Annotated in this window: 14 protein-coding genes and 1 tRNA gene (1 of these 15 running past the window's edge); 6 read left to right on the forward strand and 9 right to left on the reverse strand. The window is 67.2% G+C overall.

Annotated features, from left to right (window positions below; all coding sequences use genetic code 11):
* From JIP62_RS07665 to JIP62_RS07675, 3 genes are all read left to right on the forward strand, one after another.
* On the forward strand, nucleotides 1-720 hold the 3' portion of the coding sequence (locus JIP62_RS07665) for a DUF2855 family protein (RefSeq protein WP_201101436.1). 381 nt of this gene lie to the left of the window's left edge; only the last 720 of its 1,101 coding nucleotides appear in the window; its start codon lies beyond the left edge, outside the window; the stop codon is at nucleotides 718-720.
* Between the two features lie 152 nt (nucleotides 721-872).
* The gene (locus JIP62_RS07670) at nucleotides 873-1,322 is read left to right on the forward strand and encodes a PAS domain S-box protein (RefSeq protein WP_201101437.1); all 450 of its coding nucleotides are present in this window, start codon (nucleotides 873-875) and stop codon (nucleotides 1,320-1,322) included.
* A 3-nt stretch (nucleotides 1,323-1,325) separates the two neighbouring features.
* Nucleotides 1,326-2,465, forward strand: coding sequence for an ATP-binding protein (locus JIP62_RS07675; protein WP_201101439.1), 1,140 nt, complete (start codon nucleotides 1,326-1,328; stop codon nucleotides 2,463-2,465).
* Between the two features lie 444 nt (nucleotides 2,466-2,909).
* Here the strand turns inward: JIP62_RS07675 and JIP62_RS07680 are convergent, their stop codons facing one another.
* From JIP62_RS07680 to JIP62_RS07715, 8 genes are all read right to left on the reverse strand, one after another.
* Complete coding sequence (locus tag JIP62_RS07680; RefSeq protein ID WP_201101441.1) at nucleotides 2,910-3,599, reverse strand: response regulator; 690 nt, start codon at nucleotides 3,597-3,599, stop codon at nucleotides 2,910-2,912.
* A 6-nt stretch (nucleotides 3,600-3,605) separates the two neighbouring features.
* Entirely contained in the window at nucleotides 3,606-6,200 is a 2,595-nt protein-coding gene (locus JIP62_RS07685; RefSeq protein WP_201101443.1) for a sensor histidine kinase, read from the reverse strand.
* Between the two features lie 85 nt (nucleotides 6,201-6,285).
* Entirely contained in the window at nucleotides 6,286-6,864 is a 579-nt protein-coding gene (gene kdpC / locus JIP62_RS07690) for a potassium-transporting ATPase subunit KdpC (RefSeq protein WP_201101444.1), read from the reverse strand.
* Nucleotides 6,865-6,876: 12 nt separating this feature from the next.
* Nucleotides 6,877-7,626: a TorF family putative porin gene (locus JIP62_RS07695; protein ID WP_201101446.1), complete on the reverse strand. Its 750-nt coding sequence runs from the start codon at nucleotides 7,624-7,626 to the stop codon at nucleotides 6,877-6,879.
* Between the two features lie 26 nt (nucleotides 7,627-7,652).
* Nucleotides 7,653-9,722 (reverse strand): potassium-transporting ATPase subunit KdpB, encoded by a 2,070-nt coding sequence (kdpB, locus tag JIP62_RS07700; RefSeq protein ID WP_201101448.1) that lies wholly within the window; start codon nucleotides 9,720-9,722, stop codon nucleotides 7,653-7,655.
* 13 nt (nucleotides 9,723-9,735) lie between these two features.
* On the reverse strand, nucleotides 9,736-11,445 hold the full coding sequence (gene kdpA / locus JIP62_RS07705; protein WP_201101450.1) for a potassium-transporting ATPase subunit KdpA: 1,710 nt from the start codon (nucleotides 11,443-11,445) through the stop codon (nucleotides 9,736-9,738).
* 12 nt (nucleotides 11,446-11,457) lie between these two features.
* Nucleotides 11,458-11,544 (reverse strand): potassium-transporting ATPase subunit F, encoded by an 87-nt coding sequence (locus JIP62_RS07710; protein WP_332640023.1) that lies wholly within the window; start codon nucleotides 11,542-11,544, stop codon nucleotides 11,458-11,460.
* Nucleotides 11,545-12,051: 507 nt separating this feature from the next.
* Nucleotides 12,052-12,128, reverse strand: a tRNA-Arg gene (locus JIP62_RS07715).
* 168 nt (nucleotides 12,129-12,296) lie between these two features.
* On the opposite strand from JIP62_RS07715, the gene JIP62_RS07720 reads away from it, so the two are divergent.
* Nucleotides 12,297-14,057: a gamma-glutamyltransferase family protein gene (locus JIP62_RS07720; RefSeq protein ID WP_201101451.1), complete on the forward strand. Its 1,761-nt coding sequence runs from the start codon at nucleotides 12,297-12,299 to the stop codon at nucleotides 14,055-14,057.
* Nucleotides 14,058-14,135: 78 nt separating this feature from the next.
* Here JIP62_RS07720 and JIP62_RS07725 read toward each other — a convergent pair whose 3' ends face one another.
* Nucleotides 14,136-15,008, reverse strand: a complete 873-nt coding sequence (locus JIP62_RS07725) for a lipid A-modifier LpxR family protein (RefSeq protein WP_230974686.1) — start codon at nucleotides 15,006-15,008, stop codon at nucleotides 14,136-14,138.
* A gap of 210 nt (nucleotides 15,009-15,218) precedes the next feature.
* Here JIP62_RS07725 and JIP62_RS07730 point away from each other — a divergent pair, with 210 nt between their 5' ends.
* On the forward strand, nucleotides 15,219-15,584 hold the full coding sequence (locus JIP62_RS07730) for a hypothetical protein (RefSeq protein ID WP_201101453.1): 366 nt from the start codon (nucleotides 15,219-15,221) through the stop codon (nucleotides 15,582-15,584).
* 67 nt (nucleotides 15,585-15,651) lie between these two features.
* Nucleotides 15,652-16,167, forward strand: coding sequence for an A24 family peptidase (locus JIP62_RS07735; protein ID WP_201101460.1), 516 nt, complete (start codon nucleotides 15,652-15,654; stop codon nucleotides 16,165-16,167).
* The last annotated feature ends 112 nt before the right edge of the window (nucleotides 16,168-16,279 follow it).

Consider the following 16,279-nt stretch of genomic DNA (forward strand, 5'->3'; position numbering starts at 1 on the left):
GACATCTATAACCGCTATGTCCTGTGTGCGGGCGACGCCAACTATGACGCGGCCCTGGAGAATGCAGAGGCATTGTTCCGGCCCCTGTTCATCACCTCCTACACGGCGGTCGACTTCCTGCGGGAGCATGCCTTCTTCGGCGCAAAACAGGTCGTGGTGTCCAGCGCCTCGTCCAAGACGGCCTATGGCGCGGCATGGTGCCTGTCACGCGAAGACGTCACGCTGGTCGCCCTGACCGGCAATCGCAACCGCGCCTTCGTCGAAAGCCTGCAGGCCTATCAGGGGGTTCACAGCTATGACGATATCGAGATCCTGCCGAGCGCCGTCCCTACCCTCTATCTCGACCTCGCCGGCGACCCCGTGCTGCGGCGACGGGTTCACGCCCATTTCGGCGCCAACCTGACCTATGACTGTCTGGTCGGCTCGACACAGGGTGATGCCTTTCCCGGTGACGACCCCGACCTGATCGGCCCTCGGCCCGAATTCTTCTTCGCCGCCACCTGCCTGGACGCCCACCGGGAGCGGGGAACCCTGCGTGCCTTCTATGAGCGCTTTTTTGCCGATCAGCGCGCCTTCTTCGAACGCGTCGTCGATCCGGTCTCGCCGTGGATCCGCATTGTCGAGCATCAGGGTTTGCAAAAGGCGGCAGAGGTCGTGCGCGCCCTGGCCAATGGCCAGTCCGATGCGGCCGAGGGGGCCGTGGTACGCCTGATCCGCTGAGAGCCGGAAGGGGCCGTTGCGGTGCGCGCCGTAAGGCCAACTAGCGGCGCACTCCGTCGGGGCCATGCGCCTGCCCGGCCAGATTTTTGTGGAACCAAATCACCTTCAGCAAGCTAAGCCGCAGCTGTTGAGTAGAGGTTGGGGGCCTAGGCGTGAGTTTGGTGGACGGATATGGCGCAGCGGGCGCCGATGGATCGGACGTCGTCGAACTCAAGAAGGCCCTGCGCACCGCCAACCAGACGCTCAATGCGATCCTGGAGCATTCTCCGGACCTGATCTGCGCTTTGGGCGAGGCTGGACGGATCAGTCTCATCAGCTCCAGCTGCAATGGCATTCTGGGGTACGCGCCCGACGAGCTGATGGGGCGCGACCTTCTCGAGCTTGTACACGCCGATGACCGTCGCCAGGCCTCTGCGGTATTCGAGCGGGCGACGGCGCACGCCACGGTCCAGAAGCAGGAGTTGCGGCTGACCCACCGCGACGGCACCGCCGTGAAGATGCGCTGGTCCGCCGTCCAGTCGCCCGAGTTGAACGCCATCTATGCCGTCGGACGCGACGTCACCGAAGAGCTCAAGAAGGAGCGTGAGCTCCGCCATGCCTAGAAGATGGAGGCGCTCGGCCGTATCACCGCCGGGATCGCGCACGACTTCAACAATCTGCTGACCGTTTCAACGATCGCCGCCGAGGCCATTCTCGCCGGCTCGTCACAGGACGCGGAGCAGAAGGCGCAGGCCGGCCTGGTGCTGGGCGCCGCCGAGCGAGGAACGGAGTTGATCAAGAGATTGCTGGCCTTCTCCAAACGGCAGTCGCTCTCGCCGGAAGTGGTCGACATCGGCGTGCTCCTGAACGGAATGAACCGACTGATCGAGGCGGGCCTGGGCAGCGCGGTGCAGGTGACGTTGGACGTCGACGCGAAGGCCCGCCTGACGTGCCGGGTCGACTTCGCCCAACTGGAAGCGGCGGTGTTCAATCTTTGCCTGAACGCCCGGGACGCCATGCCGCAGGGCGGCACCATCACCCTCTCCGCCCGGACAACGAAGCTTGGTGTCAGGGAGGCCGAGGCGCTGCGGCTCGCGCCGGGCGACTATGTCATCATCGCCGTTGTGGACACCGGCCACGGCATGTCGGCGGATGTCCTGGAACGCGCCATCGAGCCCTTCTTCACGACCAAGAGCGACCGTGACGGCTCGGGCCTCGGCCTCAGCATGGTCTATGGCTTCGCCCAGCAGTCCGGCGGACAGGTGGCGATCGTCTCCCGGCCCGATGACGGGACCTCGGTCAGCATTTACCTGCCTTGCACAACGGCTTCCACGGACCGCAAGACGCCGGTGCCGGCCCCGACTGCGCCGCAAGGCGCCGCGCATATACTGGTCGTGGAAGACGATGACACCGTCCGCATCAGCGTCGCCAACTATTTGAAGGGTCTGGGTTACACCGTCAGCCAGGCGCCCGACGGCGTGACCGCTACGCAGATGATCGGCCGTGACGGCAGCATCGACCTGCTGTTCACGGATGTGGAGATGCCGGGCGGGATGAATGGCCGCCAACTGGCCGACCGGAGCCGGCTGCTGCGGCCCGACCTGCGCGTGCTGTTCACCTCCGGCTATACGGAGGACCAGATCATTTCGCAGGGGCGCCTGCGTCAGGCCGGGTGGCCGTTTATTCAGAAACCCTATCGCAGGGCGCACCTGGCGATCGCGATCGCGAACGCCCTCAGCCAGAGGCCGACCACGGCCTGGGGTTGAGGGTATGGCCTAAGCCCAAGGCTCAACTCGGTTCTGAAGACTGCTGATCGGACGACGGGCACGCCTTTCAGCGGAGTCCGGGGCATTCGGCTGCATGCGAAACAGCCGCGGGGTGGAGCGCTTCAACTGGCCCCGCCAAATGACCGATCCTGCCGCTCAACGCCTAAGCCCGGCAGCCGCTACAACGGGCTTCGGCTCTAGTCTTTACTGACGAAAAAAGACCTGTCGTGAAATCCGACAGGAAATAAATGGCGCGCCCGGAACGATTCGAACGTCCGACCCTCAGATTCGCAGTCTGGCGAAGAGTCGATCAAATTCAAAAGCTTACGAAACTTCGACTGTAACAACCGATGCCAGGCTAAGTCTGCAGCGGCTCGGGTTACAGATCGCGCCGAAGGTCCTGGCCGTGTCTGCCAGATGCTCCGAAACGGTATTTGGCCCGCCTCAGACCTGAAGTCTGTAGCCGACGGCGGGTTCGGTCAGGATCAGCCGGGGCTGGGCAGGGTCGGCTTCCAGCTTGTGCCTCAGCTGGCCGATGACGACGCGCAGATATTGAGTGTCGGCGGCATGGGCGGCACCCCAGACGGCCGTGAGCAGGTCGGCGTGACCGACGAGCTTGCCGGCATGCCGGGCGAGGTGGCCGAGCAGGTCGTATTCTTTGGGGGTCAGGCGCACGGGCTGGCCGGAACGCGTCACCAGCCGGCGTTCCAGATCGATGGTCACGTCGCCGACGACGATGGGTCCTTTGTGGGCCTTTGGGACCGAGGCCTGGCGAAGCCCAGCGCGGATGCGGGCCAGCAGTTCGCCGACGCCGAAGGGCTTTTCGACATAGTCGTTGGCGCCGAGGTCAAGCGCCTCGATCTTCTCGGCCTCGCGGTCACGGGCGGACAGGATGATGATCGGCCCGGTGTAGAACTCGCGGGCCCGGACAAGCACATCCTTGCCGTCCATGTCGGGAAGGCCAAGGTCAAGCACCACGGCGTCGGGGCTCCAGAGGGCGATACCGCGCAGGCCTTCCTGACCGCTGTCCGCCCGCTTCGGCTCGTAGCCGGCGGCGTCCAGCGCGGGTGACAGGAAGCGGTGGATTTGCGGTTCGTCGTCGATGACGAGGATGCGGGGTCTGACGGCCGACATGGGGCTCTATAGCAGGTCCGGATGGGTGGCGATGGACTTGGGCAGGCTGATCAGGACACGGGTGCCGTGGTCGTCCACGATCGGGCTGGCGGCGGCGATCCGGCCGTTCATGGCCTCGACGAACCCCTTGGCGATGGCGAGACCGAGACCGGCTCCCTTGGAGCGGTCGGGTTGCTCGTCCATGCGGCGGAATTTGTCGAACACCCGTTCCAGCTCGGCCGTGGGGATGCCCTTGCCTTCGTCCTCGATGCTGATGACCACCGAACCCCGATCTTCATAGGCGGCCAGTTCGATCGTGGAGCCATCGGGGCTGTAGGCGATGGCATTCTCAAGGATGTTGACCAGCGCCTGCTCCAGCAGCCCCTGGTCGAGGCTGACCATGCTGAGTTGAGCGGGAAAGTCACGGGTCAGTCGGCGGGAGCCGAGCCGGCGCGAGACACGCTCGGCGGCCGCGTTCAGGACATCGCGGACATCGGTCCAGTCGGCCTTGATATTGAGCGCCCCGCCTTCGAGCCGGGTCATGTCCAGCAGGTCGCCGACGTAGCGGCTGAGGCGCTCGGCCTCCTCGCGGATGCTGAAAAGCAGGTCCTTACGCACCTCGGGCTTCAGGGTCGGGCCAAAGTCGATCAGGGTGGTGGCGGCCCCGAGCACGGTCGAGAGCGGCGTGCGCAGATCGTGACTGACCGAGTTCATCAGGGCCCCGCGAAAGCGGTCTGTGCGACGCAGGGTCTCGGACTCGACGGCGTCGCCGGCCAGTTGCGCCCGTTCCAGCGCCACGGCGCCTTGGTCGAGCAGAGCCAGCGCCAGCCGCTCCTCGTCCGATCCAGGTGCCAGGGCCTGGGCTTCAATGCCCGCAACGCCGGCGCGTGAGCGCACACCTTGCAGAGGACGAAACGTCCAGCCGGTCTGTGGCAAGGTTCCCGTGCCGAAACCCGCCGGTTCGCCGCGCTCCCAGGCCCAGCGCGCGGCGGCCAGGGTTGCGGCGTCCAGCTGGTCCAGTGTCGGCGCGCCCGCCACGGGCGTCAGCTCGTCATCGACGGGCAGGAGGACGATCGCCTTGGCTCCGGCTGCGGCGGCGGTCTGTTCGGCGAGCACCTGGGCGGTCTCCAGGCGATCCTCGGCATCGGCCAGGGCCTGGCTGGCGGCGAGCAGGGCCGAGACGGCGGAGGCGCGCCGTTGAGCCCGTCGGGCCTGGTCGCGGACCCGGCCCGCCAACCCGCCGGTGACCGAAGCCACCGCCCAGAACACGATCAGGGTCAGGATGTCCGTCGGGGACCCGATCAGGAAGGTGTAGCGTGGCTCCAGGAACAGGAAGTTGTAGGTCAGGAAGGCGACCGTCGCCGCCGCAAGCGCCGGTCTCAGGCCATAAAGGACCCCGGCGGCCAGAACGGCGGACAGGTATAGGACGCCCAGATCGACCCGCTCGAACACCCGGTCGAGCGCATAGGCGAGGGCCGTGGCGGCGCCGATGAAGGCCGCGCCGACCGCATAGCCCCGCCAGTGCCCGGGCTGCTGGATGCCAGCGATCCTGGCCGGGCGGTCCACGGGGACGTTGCCCGGCTCGGTGACGATGTGCAGGGCGACGCCTCGAGCCGAACGCAACAGTTCAGCCGCCAGCGATCGGCCCAGAACCTCGCTGATGCGACTGTCCCGGCCCTTGGCGATCACGATCTGGGTGACATTGTTGCGATCGGCGTAGTCCATCACCGTGCCGACGACGTCGTCACCGGTCAGGACGACCGTGCGTCCGCCCAGTTGCTCGGCCAGTGCGAAGGCCTCGCTGACTCTCGCGCGGCCTTCGGGCTTCGACACCGGTTGATTGGGGCGTTCGACATGCGCGACGGTCCAGGGCGCGTCCATGGTCATGTCGGAAAGCCGTCGACCGGCGCGAACCAGAGACGAAGCGATCGGATCGCCGCCGACCAGGACCAAGATGCGCTCTCCCGCCGCCCAAGGTCCCTCGACGCCCCGCTCCCGCAGGGTCGCCAGCAACTGGTCGTCAATGGTCTGGGCCGCCCGCCGCAGCGCCATCTCGCGCAGGGCGGTCAGGTTCTCGACCTTGAAGAAATTCTCCGAAGCGATGCGCGCGGTCTCGGGCACATAGACCTTGCCCTCGGCAAGGCGCTTGCGCAGTTCGTCGGGGGTGATGTCAACAACCTCGATGTCGTCGGCGCCGCTCAGGGCGCTGTCGGGCACGGCCTCGCGCTGCCGCACGCCCGTGATACGCAGCACCACGTCGGACAGACTCTCCAGATGCTGAACGTTCAGCGTGGTCCAGACGTCGATGCCGGCGGATAGAACCTCCTCAACATCCTGCCAGCGTTTGGGGTGGCGCGAGCCGGGGACGTTGGAGTGGGCATATTCATCGACGAGCAGCAGGTCGGGCTTGCGCGTTAGGGCCGCGTCGATATCGAACTCCATCAGGGCGCGGCCCTTGTAGTCGATCGGGGCCCTCGGCATCACCTCCATCCCGCGCAGCAGGCTTTCGGTCTCGCGTCGGCCATGGGTCTCGACGACCCCGACAACGACGTCGCCGCCCTCGGCCTTTCGGCGTCGGGCGGCGCGCAGCATTTCATAGGTCTTGCCGACCCCCGGCGACATGCCGAGGAACACCTTAAGCCGCCCGCGTTTCGGTCGCGTCAGATCGACCGGCGAGGGCTCGGGACCGGGCGGTGCGGCAGGCAAGTCAGGTCGCCGCGGGGAAGCGGGCGTCGAGCGCCCGGTTGGTCAGCAGCACGTTGACGCGCGGCTGGCCGATGAAGCCGAGCAGGGCACCCTCGGTGTTGGCGTCGATCACCTGCTGCACCACGCGCACATCCACCCTTCTCGCCTGCGCCACGCGCGCCGCCTGAAGCCGAGCGTAAGCCGGAGAGATGTGGGGGTCGAGGCCCGAGGCCGAGGTGGTCACGGCGTCGGCAGGGATGACCGTCGCGCCCGTGTCGGCCCGGACGGCGGCGGCGTCGGTCTTGATGCGCTCGGCCAGGTCTGTGTTGAGCGGGCCCAGGTTCGACCCCGAGGAGGCCGAGGCGTCATAGCCGTCTCCGGCGGCCGAGGGGCGCGGGTGCAGATAGCGCGCCTCGGCGAACGGCTGGCCGATGAGGGCCGAGCCGACCACCCGACCCTGGGCGTCGCGGATCAGGCTGCCGTCGGCCTGTGACGGGAAGGCGACCTGGGCGACGCCGGTGATGGCCAACGGATAGGCCACGCCGAGCAGGAGGGTGAAAAGGGCGATCATGACGATCGCGGGACGGAGTTGGCGGAGCATGGGCGTCGTCCTCTAGAAGGCCGCCTTCAGCGAGGCCACGGCGCGGCTGCCGTAGATGTCGCCGAAGGGGTGCTCGTCGGTGTCGTGATAGCGGACGTCGAGAGCGAGGTTGTCGGTCAGCTGCCGGGCCACGCCCAGGTTCCAAGTCGTGTAGTCGAAGTCCGAGGACAGGAACTGGCGTCCCACGGCGCCAGAGACCGTCCATCTGTCGGCCGGCGAGAAGGTGGCGCTGGCCTCGAAATAGGTCGCCTCATCCTCGGCGGCGCCAAAGAAGTCGGGCGACCAGTAGACGGCGGCGCCGATGGTGGCCGAACCGATGGCGCGCGAGGCCGCAGCCTTCACTTCCACATAGTCGTAGTCGGCGCCGTCGGGCTGGCCGGTGTAGAAATAGCCGACCGCGCCAAAGTCCCAGACCCAACCCGCGAACTCGGGACGGATGCCGGCGTAGACATCGACCTCGGCGTTGGTGTCCGGATCGCCGGGGAAGGCGACGTTGGAGGCCCAGGCGCCGGCGTAGAAGGTTCCGCTGGCCAGATCGACGCCGCCCGAGATCGCGGCGTCCTCCTCGGTCTGGCTGACGCCTCGGAAGACGTAGTCGGAACTGGCGGCGACATTCCAGGCGATCGAAGGGCTGGAGGGTTCGGCGACGGTCTGGGCGTCGGCCTCGGAGGCGATGCCCCAGACGACCAGAGCGACCAGACAGGCGCCGGCGAACCAGAGATCGTTACGGCCAGCGGCCTTGAAGCGGGGTTTGCGTGTCATGGAAATCACTCTGTGATTGGAAGAGGTCACGCCAGGCCAAGGCCGGAGATGACGACGTCGATGAGTTTGATGCCGACGAACGGGGCGATCAGGCCGCCGAGGCCGTAGATCAGCAGGTTGCGGGACAGCAGCGCCCCGGCCCCGATGGCGCGGTATTTGACCCCGCGCAGGGCCAGCGGGATCAGGGCGACGATCACCAGGGCGTTGAAGATCACCGCCGACAGGATGGCGCTCTCGGGGCTGTGCAGCCCCATGACGTTGAGCGCGCCGAGCGCCGGCAGGGCGACCACGAACATCGCCGGGATGATGGCAAAATACTTCGCCACGTCGTTTGCGATCGAGAAGGTCGTCAGGGCGCCGCGCGTGATCAGCAGCTGTTTGCCGACCTCGACGATCTCGATGACCTTGGTCGGGTCGCTGTCGAGGTCGACCATGTTGCCGGCCTCGCGGGCGGCCTGGGCGCCGGTCTGCATGGCCACGCCGACGTCGGCCTGGGCCAGCGCGGGGGCGTCGTTGGCGCCGTCCCCGCACATCGCGACCAGCCGGCCCTTGGCCTGTTCGGCCTTGATGAGGCGCATCTTGTCCTCGGGCGTAGCCTCGGCGAGGTAGTCGTCGACCCCCGCTTCAGAAGCGATGGCGGCGGCGGTGACCGGGTTGTCGCCGGTGATCATGACGGTGCGCAGGCCCATGCGGCGCAGGTCGGCGAACCGCTGCTTCATGCCGGGCTTGATCACGTCCTTCAGGTGGATGACGCCGACGAGAACGCCGTCCTCGACCACGGCCAGCGGCGTTCCGCCGGAGCGGGCGATGCGGTCCACCTCCTGACGGAACTCGGCCGGGGCGTCCTTCTCCTCCAGGTTCAGCGACCGGAGCACGGCGTCGACCGCGCCCTTCCGCCAGGACTTGCCGTCCGCATCTACGCCCGACTGCCGGGTCGTCGCCGAGAACGGGATGGCCCTGGCGCCTTCGGGCAGATCAGCGGACAGAGCGGCGTTGCGGCCCAGCTCGATGATCGAACGGCCCTCGGGCGTCTCGTCGGCGAGGGAGGCCATGACGGCGGCGCGCAAGGCGGCCTCGGGGCGAACGCCGGGGACATGGATCACCTCGGTCGCCATGCGGTTGCCGAAGGTGATGGTGCCGGTCTTGTCGAGCAGCAGAGTGTCGACGTCGCCGGCGGCCTCGACCGCGCGACCCGAGGTGGCCAGAACATTGACCTTCAGCAACCGGTCCATCCCGGCGATGCCGACGGCCGAAAGGAGCCCCCCGATGGTTGTCGGGATCAGGGTGATGAACAGGGCGCCCAGCACAATCGGATCCAGCGTGATGCCGGAATATGCGCCCAGCCCCACCAACGTCACCACCGCGATCAGGAACACCAGGGTCAGGCCCGCGAGCAGCACGGACAGCGCCAGTTCGTTCGGCGTCTTCCGGCGGTTGGCACCCTCGACCATGGAAATCATGCGGTCGAGGAAGGTCGAGCCCGGCGCCGAAGTGATGCGCACCTTGATCCAGTCCGACACCACGGTGGTGCCGCCGGTGACCGCCGAGCGGTCGCCGCCGCTTTCACGGATCACGGGCGCGCTCTCCCCGGTGATCGCAGCCTCGTTGACCGAGGCGATGCCTTCGATGATCTCGCCGTCAGAGGGGATGACGTCCCCGGCCTCGACCAGGACGACCGAGCCCACCTGAAGCTCTCCGGCCGGGGTCGGGACCGTCAGGCTGGTGGCCGGATCGACGATCAGCTTGGCCTTGGTGGTGACGCGGGTAGCCCGCAGCGAGTCCGCCGCCGCCTTACCCCGCCCTTCGGCGACGCTTTCGGCGATGTTGGCGAACAGAACGGTCGCCCACAGCCAGACCGCCAGTTGGAGGGCGAAGCCGGCGGCCTCGCCGGAGACAATGGCGGCGATGGCCGAGCCCGTCGCCAGCAGGGCCACGATCCAGGTGGTGAAGATCACCGGGTTCCGCAGCAGGCGGCGGGGATCCAGCTTGACGAAGGCGTCGCCGAGCGCGCGACCCAGCAGGGGACCGGACAGGCCCCCCGCAAGAGGCGCGGCTCGAGCAGGCTCGCCCGGCAGTTCGGGGTTTGCGAAAGTCATGTCAGGGGTCCGATCAGAGCCCGGCCACGACGGCGAGCATCTGGAAATGCTCGACGAGGGGGCCAAGGGCGAGGGCGGGGAAGAACTGCAACCCGCCGAGGATGAGGATGACGCCGACCATCAGCCCGATGAACAGCGGCCCGTGGGTCGGCAGAGTGCCGGTGCTCGGGGCCAGCTTGGGCTTGACGACGAGGCTGCCGGCGATGGCCAGCACGGCGATGGCGGGCACGAACCGGCCCATCAGCATGCCCAGGCCCTGGGTCGTGTTCCACCACGGCGAGTTGGCGGTCAGGCCGGCGAAGGCCGAGCCGTTGTTGGCGGCCGCCGAGGTATAGCCGTAGAGGATTTCCGACAGGCCGTGCGGACCGTCGTTCAGCAGACCTTCCAGCGCCGTCGGAAGAACCGCCGCCACGGCCGAGAAGCCGAGAATGGCCAGAGGCAGGACCAGGACCGCCACCATGGCGTATTGGACCTCGCGCGCCTCCACCTTCTTGCCGAGGTATTCAGGCGTGCGACCCACCATCAGCCCGGCGATAAAGACCGAGAGCAGGGCCATGACCACCATGACGGCGATCCCCGAGCCTACCCCACCCGGCAGGATTTCACCGAGTTGCATCAGGAACATCTGCAGCCCGCCGCCCAGCGGCATGTAGCTGGCGTGCATGGAGTTGACCGAGCCGTTGGAGGCGCCGGTGGTCATGGTCGCCCAGGCGACAGATGCCGGGACCCCGAAGCGAACTTCCTTGCCTTCCATATTGGCCGAGGCGTCGATCCCGGCCGCAACGAGCGCCGGCGCGGGCTGGGTCTCGATCGCATACATCGCCGCCCCCGAGAGGCTGAGCAGGACCAGGGCCGCGACGGCGAGTGCCCGCACATCCTTCTTCGCCAGCACGCAGCGGCCGAAGGCGAAGAAGGCGGCCCAGCCGAGCACATTGATCGAGATGGCGGTGATCAGATTGGTCAGCGGCGTCGGGTTCTCGAACGGATGCGCCGAGTTGACGTTGAAGATGCCGCCGCCGTTGATGCCGAGCTGCTTGATCGCCAGCTGGCTGGCGGTGGGCGCCAGCGACAGCGTCTGCGATCCGCCCTCCAGTCCCGTCGCGGTCGCGGAGGCGTCCAGCGTCTGGGTGACGCCCAGACCGCCCAGGACGATCGCGAGGACCACCGACAGGGGCAGAAGCACCCAGAGCGTCGTCCGCGTCATGTCGGCCCAGAAGTTGCCGACCCCCTCGCCGCGATTGGCGACGAAGGCCCGCGCCAGGGCCGCCGCGATAGCGGCACCGGTCGCGGCGGAGAGGAAGTTCTGAGCGGTCAGCCCCGCCATCTGGCTGAAGTGCGACATCGTCGTCTCGCCGCCGTAGGACTGCCAGTTGGTGTTGGTGACGAAGCTGACGGCGACATTAAACGCCAAGTCGGGCGACAGGCCGGCGAAGCCCTGCGGATTGATCGGCAGGACGTTCTGGAACCGCAGCAGCGCATAGAGCAGGAAGAACCCCGCCGCGTTGAACGCCAGCAGGGCGCCGGCATAGCCGAGCCAACCCTGGTCGTGCGCCGGGTTCACCCCGGCGGCACGATAGAACAGGCCTTCGATCGGCTTCATCACCGGGTCGAGCCAGGTCCGCTCGCCGTTCCAGACGCGCGACATGTAGAGGCCGATCGGCCAGCCGATCAGGGCGGCCAGACCGATCGTCAGGGCGATCTCCGCCCATCCTTGAATGTTCATGGCTGCGGCTCCCTAGAACCGCTCGGGGCGCAAGAGCGCCGCGACCATGTAGACGGCGACGACGACCGCGCCGACGCCCCAGAGTATGGCGACCAGCATCGTCACACCCGCTTCAGGACAGCAGCGAGAACGGCGAAGACGACAAACGCCCCGCCGCCGATCGCCAGAAAAATCAGATCGGCCATGCCGACACCTCCAGCCAGACATCCAGCGACGCGCCAGCCTGTCGCGCGCTTCCGCGTAACAGCGCGATCGAGATCAACGGGGCTCTCGCGTCTCGTTGGAAACAGACCACCGGAGGGCGTAAGGCCGCCATTCGGGTTCGTGGTCGCCGCATAAGGGGAGCGTAAAGGCGCGCGTAGGCCGGCAAGGGCTGCCTGGCAGAGTGAGGCCGCCCGCCACGGAGGACGCCACCCGCTAAAACAGTGGGACCGAAGCGGACCGCGGCATGGGGTCGATGAGCGGGCCAGAGAGCCTCAGACTCTCTTTCTGCTATTATTGAAGCGATTCAAAAGGCTGGATGCGAAACGATCCGGCCCGTTACAGACGAGCATGCGACGCGACGTGACTCGCCGCATCTTTATCTATTCAAATATAAGAAGAAAATGGCGCACCCGAAGAGATTCGAACTCCTGACCCCCAGATTCGTAGTCTGGTGCTCTATCCAGCTGAGCTACGGGTGCGCACGGCCGCGAACGGCGAGGGCGGGTCTTTAGCGGGTCGGGCCGGGGCGTGCAAGCCGTTGTGCGCAAGATTTGGGGGATGTCGGCTTCGGCACTGCCCGAAAGGGGTCAGGCCTTGGCGAAACAGGCTCTGGGGCCTAGGTCAGGACGGTCTGTGCGGAGCTGCCTATGATCTCGACCCTATCGACACCCAAGGGCCCGCTGGCAGCGCTGGCCCTGGCTGCCCTGGTCGGCCTGGGGGGATGCCAAGCCCTGGGCGACGGATCCGAGCCGGCGATACAGGTCCCCGCGGCTGCGCCCGTGGCACCTCGGGCTGTGGGGCCGTTTGTGTCCGCCGCCAATCCGCTGGCTGTCGAGGCGGGCATGCAGGTCTTGCGAAAAGGGGGTTCGGCGGTGGATGCGGCCGTGGCGATCCAGGCGGTGCTGGGGCTGGTGGAGCCGCAGTCGTCCGGCCTGGGCGGCGGGGCCTTCATGATGGTGTTCGACGCCGCCTCGGGTGAAGTCACGGCCTATGACGGGCGTGAAACCGCTCCGGCCGCCGCCACGCCCGAACTGTTCTACGAGGACGGCAGGCCGCTCGGCTTCATGGACGCGGTCCTGTCGGGGCGATCGACGGGCGTGCCCGGCGTGGTGGCCATGCTGGGCATGGCGCACGGAGCCCACGGCAAGCTGGCCTGGAGCGAATTGTTCGGGGAAGCCGAACGCCTGGGGCGGGAAGGCTTCATCGTCAGCCCCCGCCTGGCAGGGATGATCGCCCTGGAGCGAGGTCAGGCCCGAACCCGCTGGGCCGAGGCCTATTTCACCAAGCCGGACGGTCGCCGCTATGTCGCGGGGGATGTTCTGCGTAACCCGGCCTATGCCGACACGGTGGCTGCGATCGCCCAAGGAGGTGCGCAGGCCTTCTACACCGGTCCGATCGCCGAAGGGATCGTGAGCACCGTGGGCGAGGCGCCTCGACCGGGGGGTCTGACCACGGCGGACATGGCGGCCTATCGTCCGATCGAGCGGGGAGCGCTGTGCCGCCCCTATCGCATCCACGTCATTTGCGTGCCGCCGCCGCCGTCCAGCGGGGTCGCGATCCTGCAACTTCTGGCCATGGCTGAGCACACGCCGACGATTCTGGGCGGAGCCGAGGATGCGGCCGCCTGGACCAGTTTCTCCCAGCTGCAGCGGCTGATGTATGCCGACCGTGATCGCTATGTTGGGGATCCGGCCTTTGTCGGGGTCCCGGTTCAGGGCCTGCTGGACGAGGACTATGTCGCGGGCCGTGCGGCTCTGGCCTCCGGCCTGACCGGGGCAGCCGAGGCGGGCACTCCGCCGGGCGGCGTGTTCAGGGCGCCGGATGCGACCAACGAGCCGGCCGGAACCTCGCATTTCGTCGTGGTGGACGCCGAAGGCAATGCAGTCAGCATGACGACGACGGTGGAAAGCGTGTTCGGTTCGGGGCGGATATCGGGCGGATTTTTCCTGAATAATCAGCTGACCGACTTCTCCTTCCAGCCGCTCAGGCCGGACGGGGGCGCGGCAGCCAATGCGGTGGCTGCGGGCAAACGACCGCGGTCGTCTATGGCACCGGTCATCATTCTGGATCAGGACGGGCACCTGGTGGGGGCGCTGGGCTCGCCCGGCGGAACCTCGATTCTGGCCTATAATGCCAAGGCGATCATCGCCGCCCTGGACTGGGGCCTGCCGCTGCAGGCGGCTTTCGATCTGCCCAATCTGGTCGCACGCGGCGGCGGTTTTGGTGCCGATACGGACCGGTTTAGCCCCGCTGTCCGCCAGGGCTTGGCAGAGGCGGGAATAACCCTGCGCCCCAATGCTTCCGAGAACTCTGGCCTGCACGGCGGCATCTGGAGGCAAGGTCAGGACGGCTGGTCCTGGGACGGGGCTGCGGACGACCGACGTGAAGGCGTAGCCCGGACATTCTAGGGCGCTACCGGCCGGCCTGCTTGAGCGCGGTTTGGGGCGCTACCGGCCGGAGGCTTGCCTGGGCGCGGCCTGGACAGCCTATTCGGGTTTGATGGACAGTTGGAAGGCAATCAGGCCTTCGCTGACGTCGGTGTCGATGCCGCTGCGGCTGCCGACATGCACGCCTTCAGGCTCGATCTCGCGATAGATGACGCCGAACGAGCTTTGCATATCGCCGCGCCGCCAGGCCACGCCCAGTTGGGCATCGCCCAGAAACACGCCGCTGTCGTGGCTGTAGCCCGAGCGGGCATAGTCGCCATCGCGGTTGCGCGCGAAATTATAGCCGACGGCCCGCCCTGATCCGGCGGCATAGATGTACCAGCGGCCCCGCTCGCCAAAGGCGTCCTGACCTTCGGGCACCAGCTTGTCCAGGTCGCGGCCGATGCGAACCGTGGCCCCGGCCTCAGCCGATCCACCCCGGTTGCCGACGCCGAACCCGGCGTGCGGGGTCACGCTTACCTCCAGCCCCGAAGGCGTATAGCCCACCACCGTCGGCCAGCCGCGCACGAAGGAAACGTCGTAATCCTCGGCCTGCACGCCCAGGGTGTCACTTGGGCCGGTCGGCACTGGCGCACCGTCCAGGCGACGCAGGGGGCCGGCAGAACGCACTCGGAACCTGTCGGAATGGGTATCTGTCGAGGTCCAGACGTCTCGCGAGGTTGCCACCCACGGCGACAGGGAATCATCGGCCGAGGCGAAGCTCTGAACATCGGCACGCGCCGGGCCGGCGGGGCCATAGGTGCGGTCGGTGGCGGGGATGAAACTGGCCTGGCTATTCAGGCGGGCGGTGATCGGACTGCTGGAGTCGGTCCAGCCCAAACCGCTGCTGGCCCCAAATGAGGTCTGCGCAGCGGCCGATCCGGCACACACTGTCATCACACCAATACTGGCGGCGAGAGCCGACAAACGCATCAACGGTCCCTTCCCAGTCCGTTAACTGCCGCGAGTGTGCACGAGATACGGCCTCTCGCCAACTGACTCTTTTGCGACATAATCCTGATGTCGCTGCAAACGCGATCCTTCCCGCCCGGGTTCCCCATACCGGCGGAGCCATTCCCGCATACCGGCGTTAACCCTGACGTTGCAGCCACGCTCGGCGGTTGCGGATCATAGAGAGACGGCATGGAAACCCTGATCGATCAGATCGGCACCTTCTTGATGGGGTTGTTTGCCCTCGCCCAGGGCGGGTTCGACGGCGTCAATCAGGTCACAGGGCTGATCATCGCCCTGATTGCCGCCCTGATGATGCCGACGTGGCGGTCGCTGTGGGGCACGGCCGCAGGGGCGACCCTGGCCCATATTCTGGTCGGCGTGATGCGGCCCGTCCTGGATGGCGGGGCCTTTGTGCTGCCCGACATCATGACGGGGCAGTTCTGGATGACGGCCCTGGCGCTGTTCCTGGGCTATGCGGTGGTGATTGCCGTCTTTTTCTTCATCAAGACCCTGCTTCCGGGCGTGTCGCCCCGCAGGACGCGAGCCGCGCACTGATCTGACCGTCGCCGGCACAGGACGACAGGCAACCCGTCCTTAACGCCAGCCGGATACACAAGGGGTCATGGAGACTGTGACCCTTGCCCTGCTCGCCATCCTGCCTGCCCTGGTCATCGTGGCCGGACTGAAGGATCTGACCAGCATGACCATACCGAACTGGATTTCGGGCCTGGTCGTCCTGGGGTTCTTTCCCGCCGCCTTTGCCGCCGGATTGCCGCTGGGCGAGGTGGCCGTGCATCTGGGCGTTTGCGTCGCCGCGCTGGCGGTCGGCATCGGCCTGTTCGGCCTGCGGTTGATCGGCGGGGGCGATGCCAAGCTGATGGCCGCCGCCTGTCTGTGGCTGGGCCTGTCGGGGTCGGGCATGTTCATCCTGTGGACCGGCCTGATGGGCGGGGTCTTCTGCGTTTTCCTGGTCATCGCGCGGGCCCGGGCCCAGCCCTATGTCGCCGGGGCCCCCGGCTGGGTGGCCCATCTGCTGGAGCCGAAGGGCGATATTCCCTATGGCGTCGCCATCGCGGCGGGGGTGCTGATGGCCTATCCGGCCTCGCCCTTGGTCATGCGTTTCGCCGCTGGAATCTGAGCGCCCGGCGCGGCGGAGAGTCCTGATCCGGGACGGATTTAGGAGCGCGTTAACCCGCACAGGCCATGGTCGTTAACGGCAGGCATACAAAGGACCGAATCCGAGTCCGGTC

The organism is Brevundimonas vitisensis (assembly GCF_016656965.1).
Taxonomy (GTDB): Bacteria; Pseudomonadota; Alphaproteobacteria; order Caulobacterales; family Caulobacteraceae; genus Brevundimonas; species Brevundimonas vitisensis.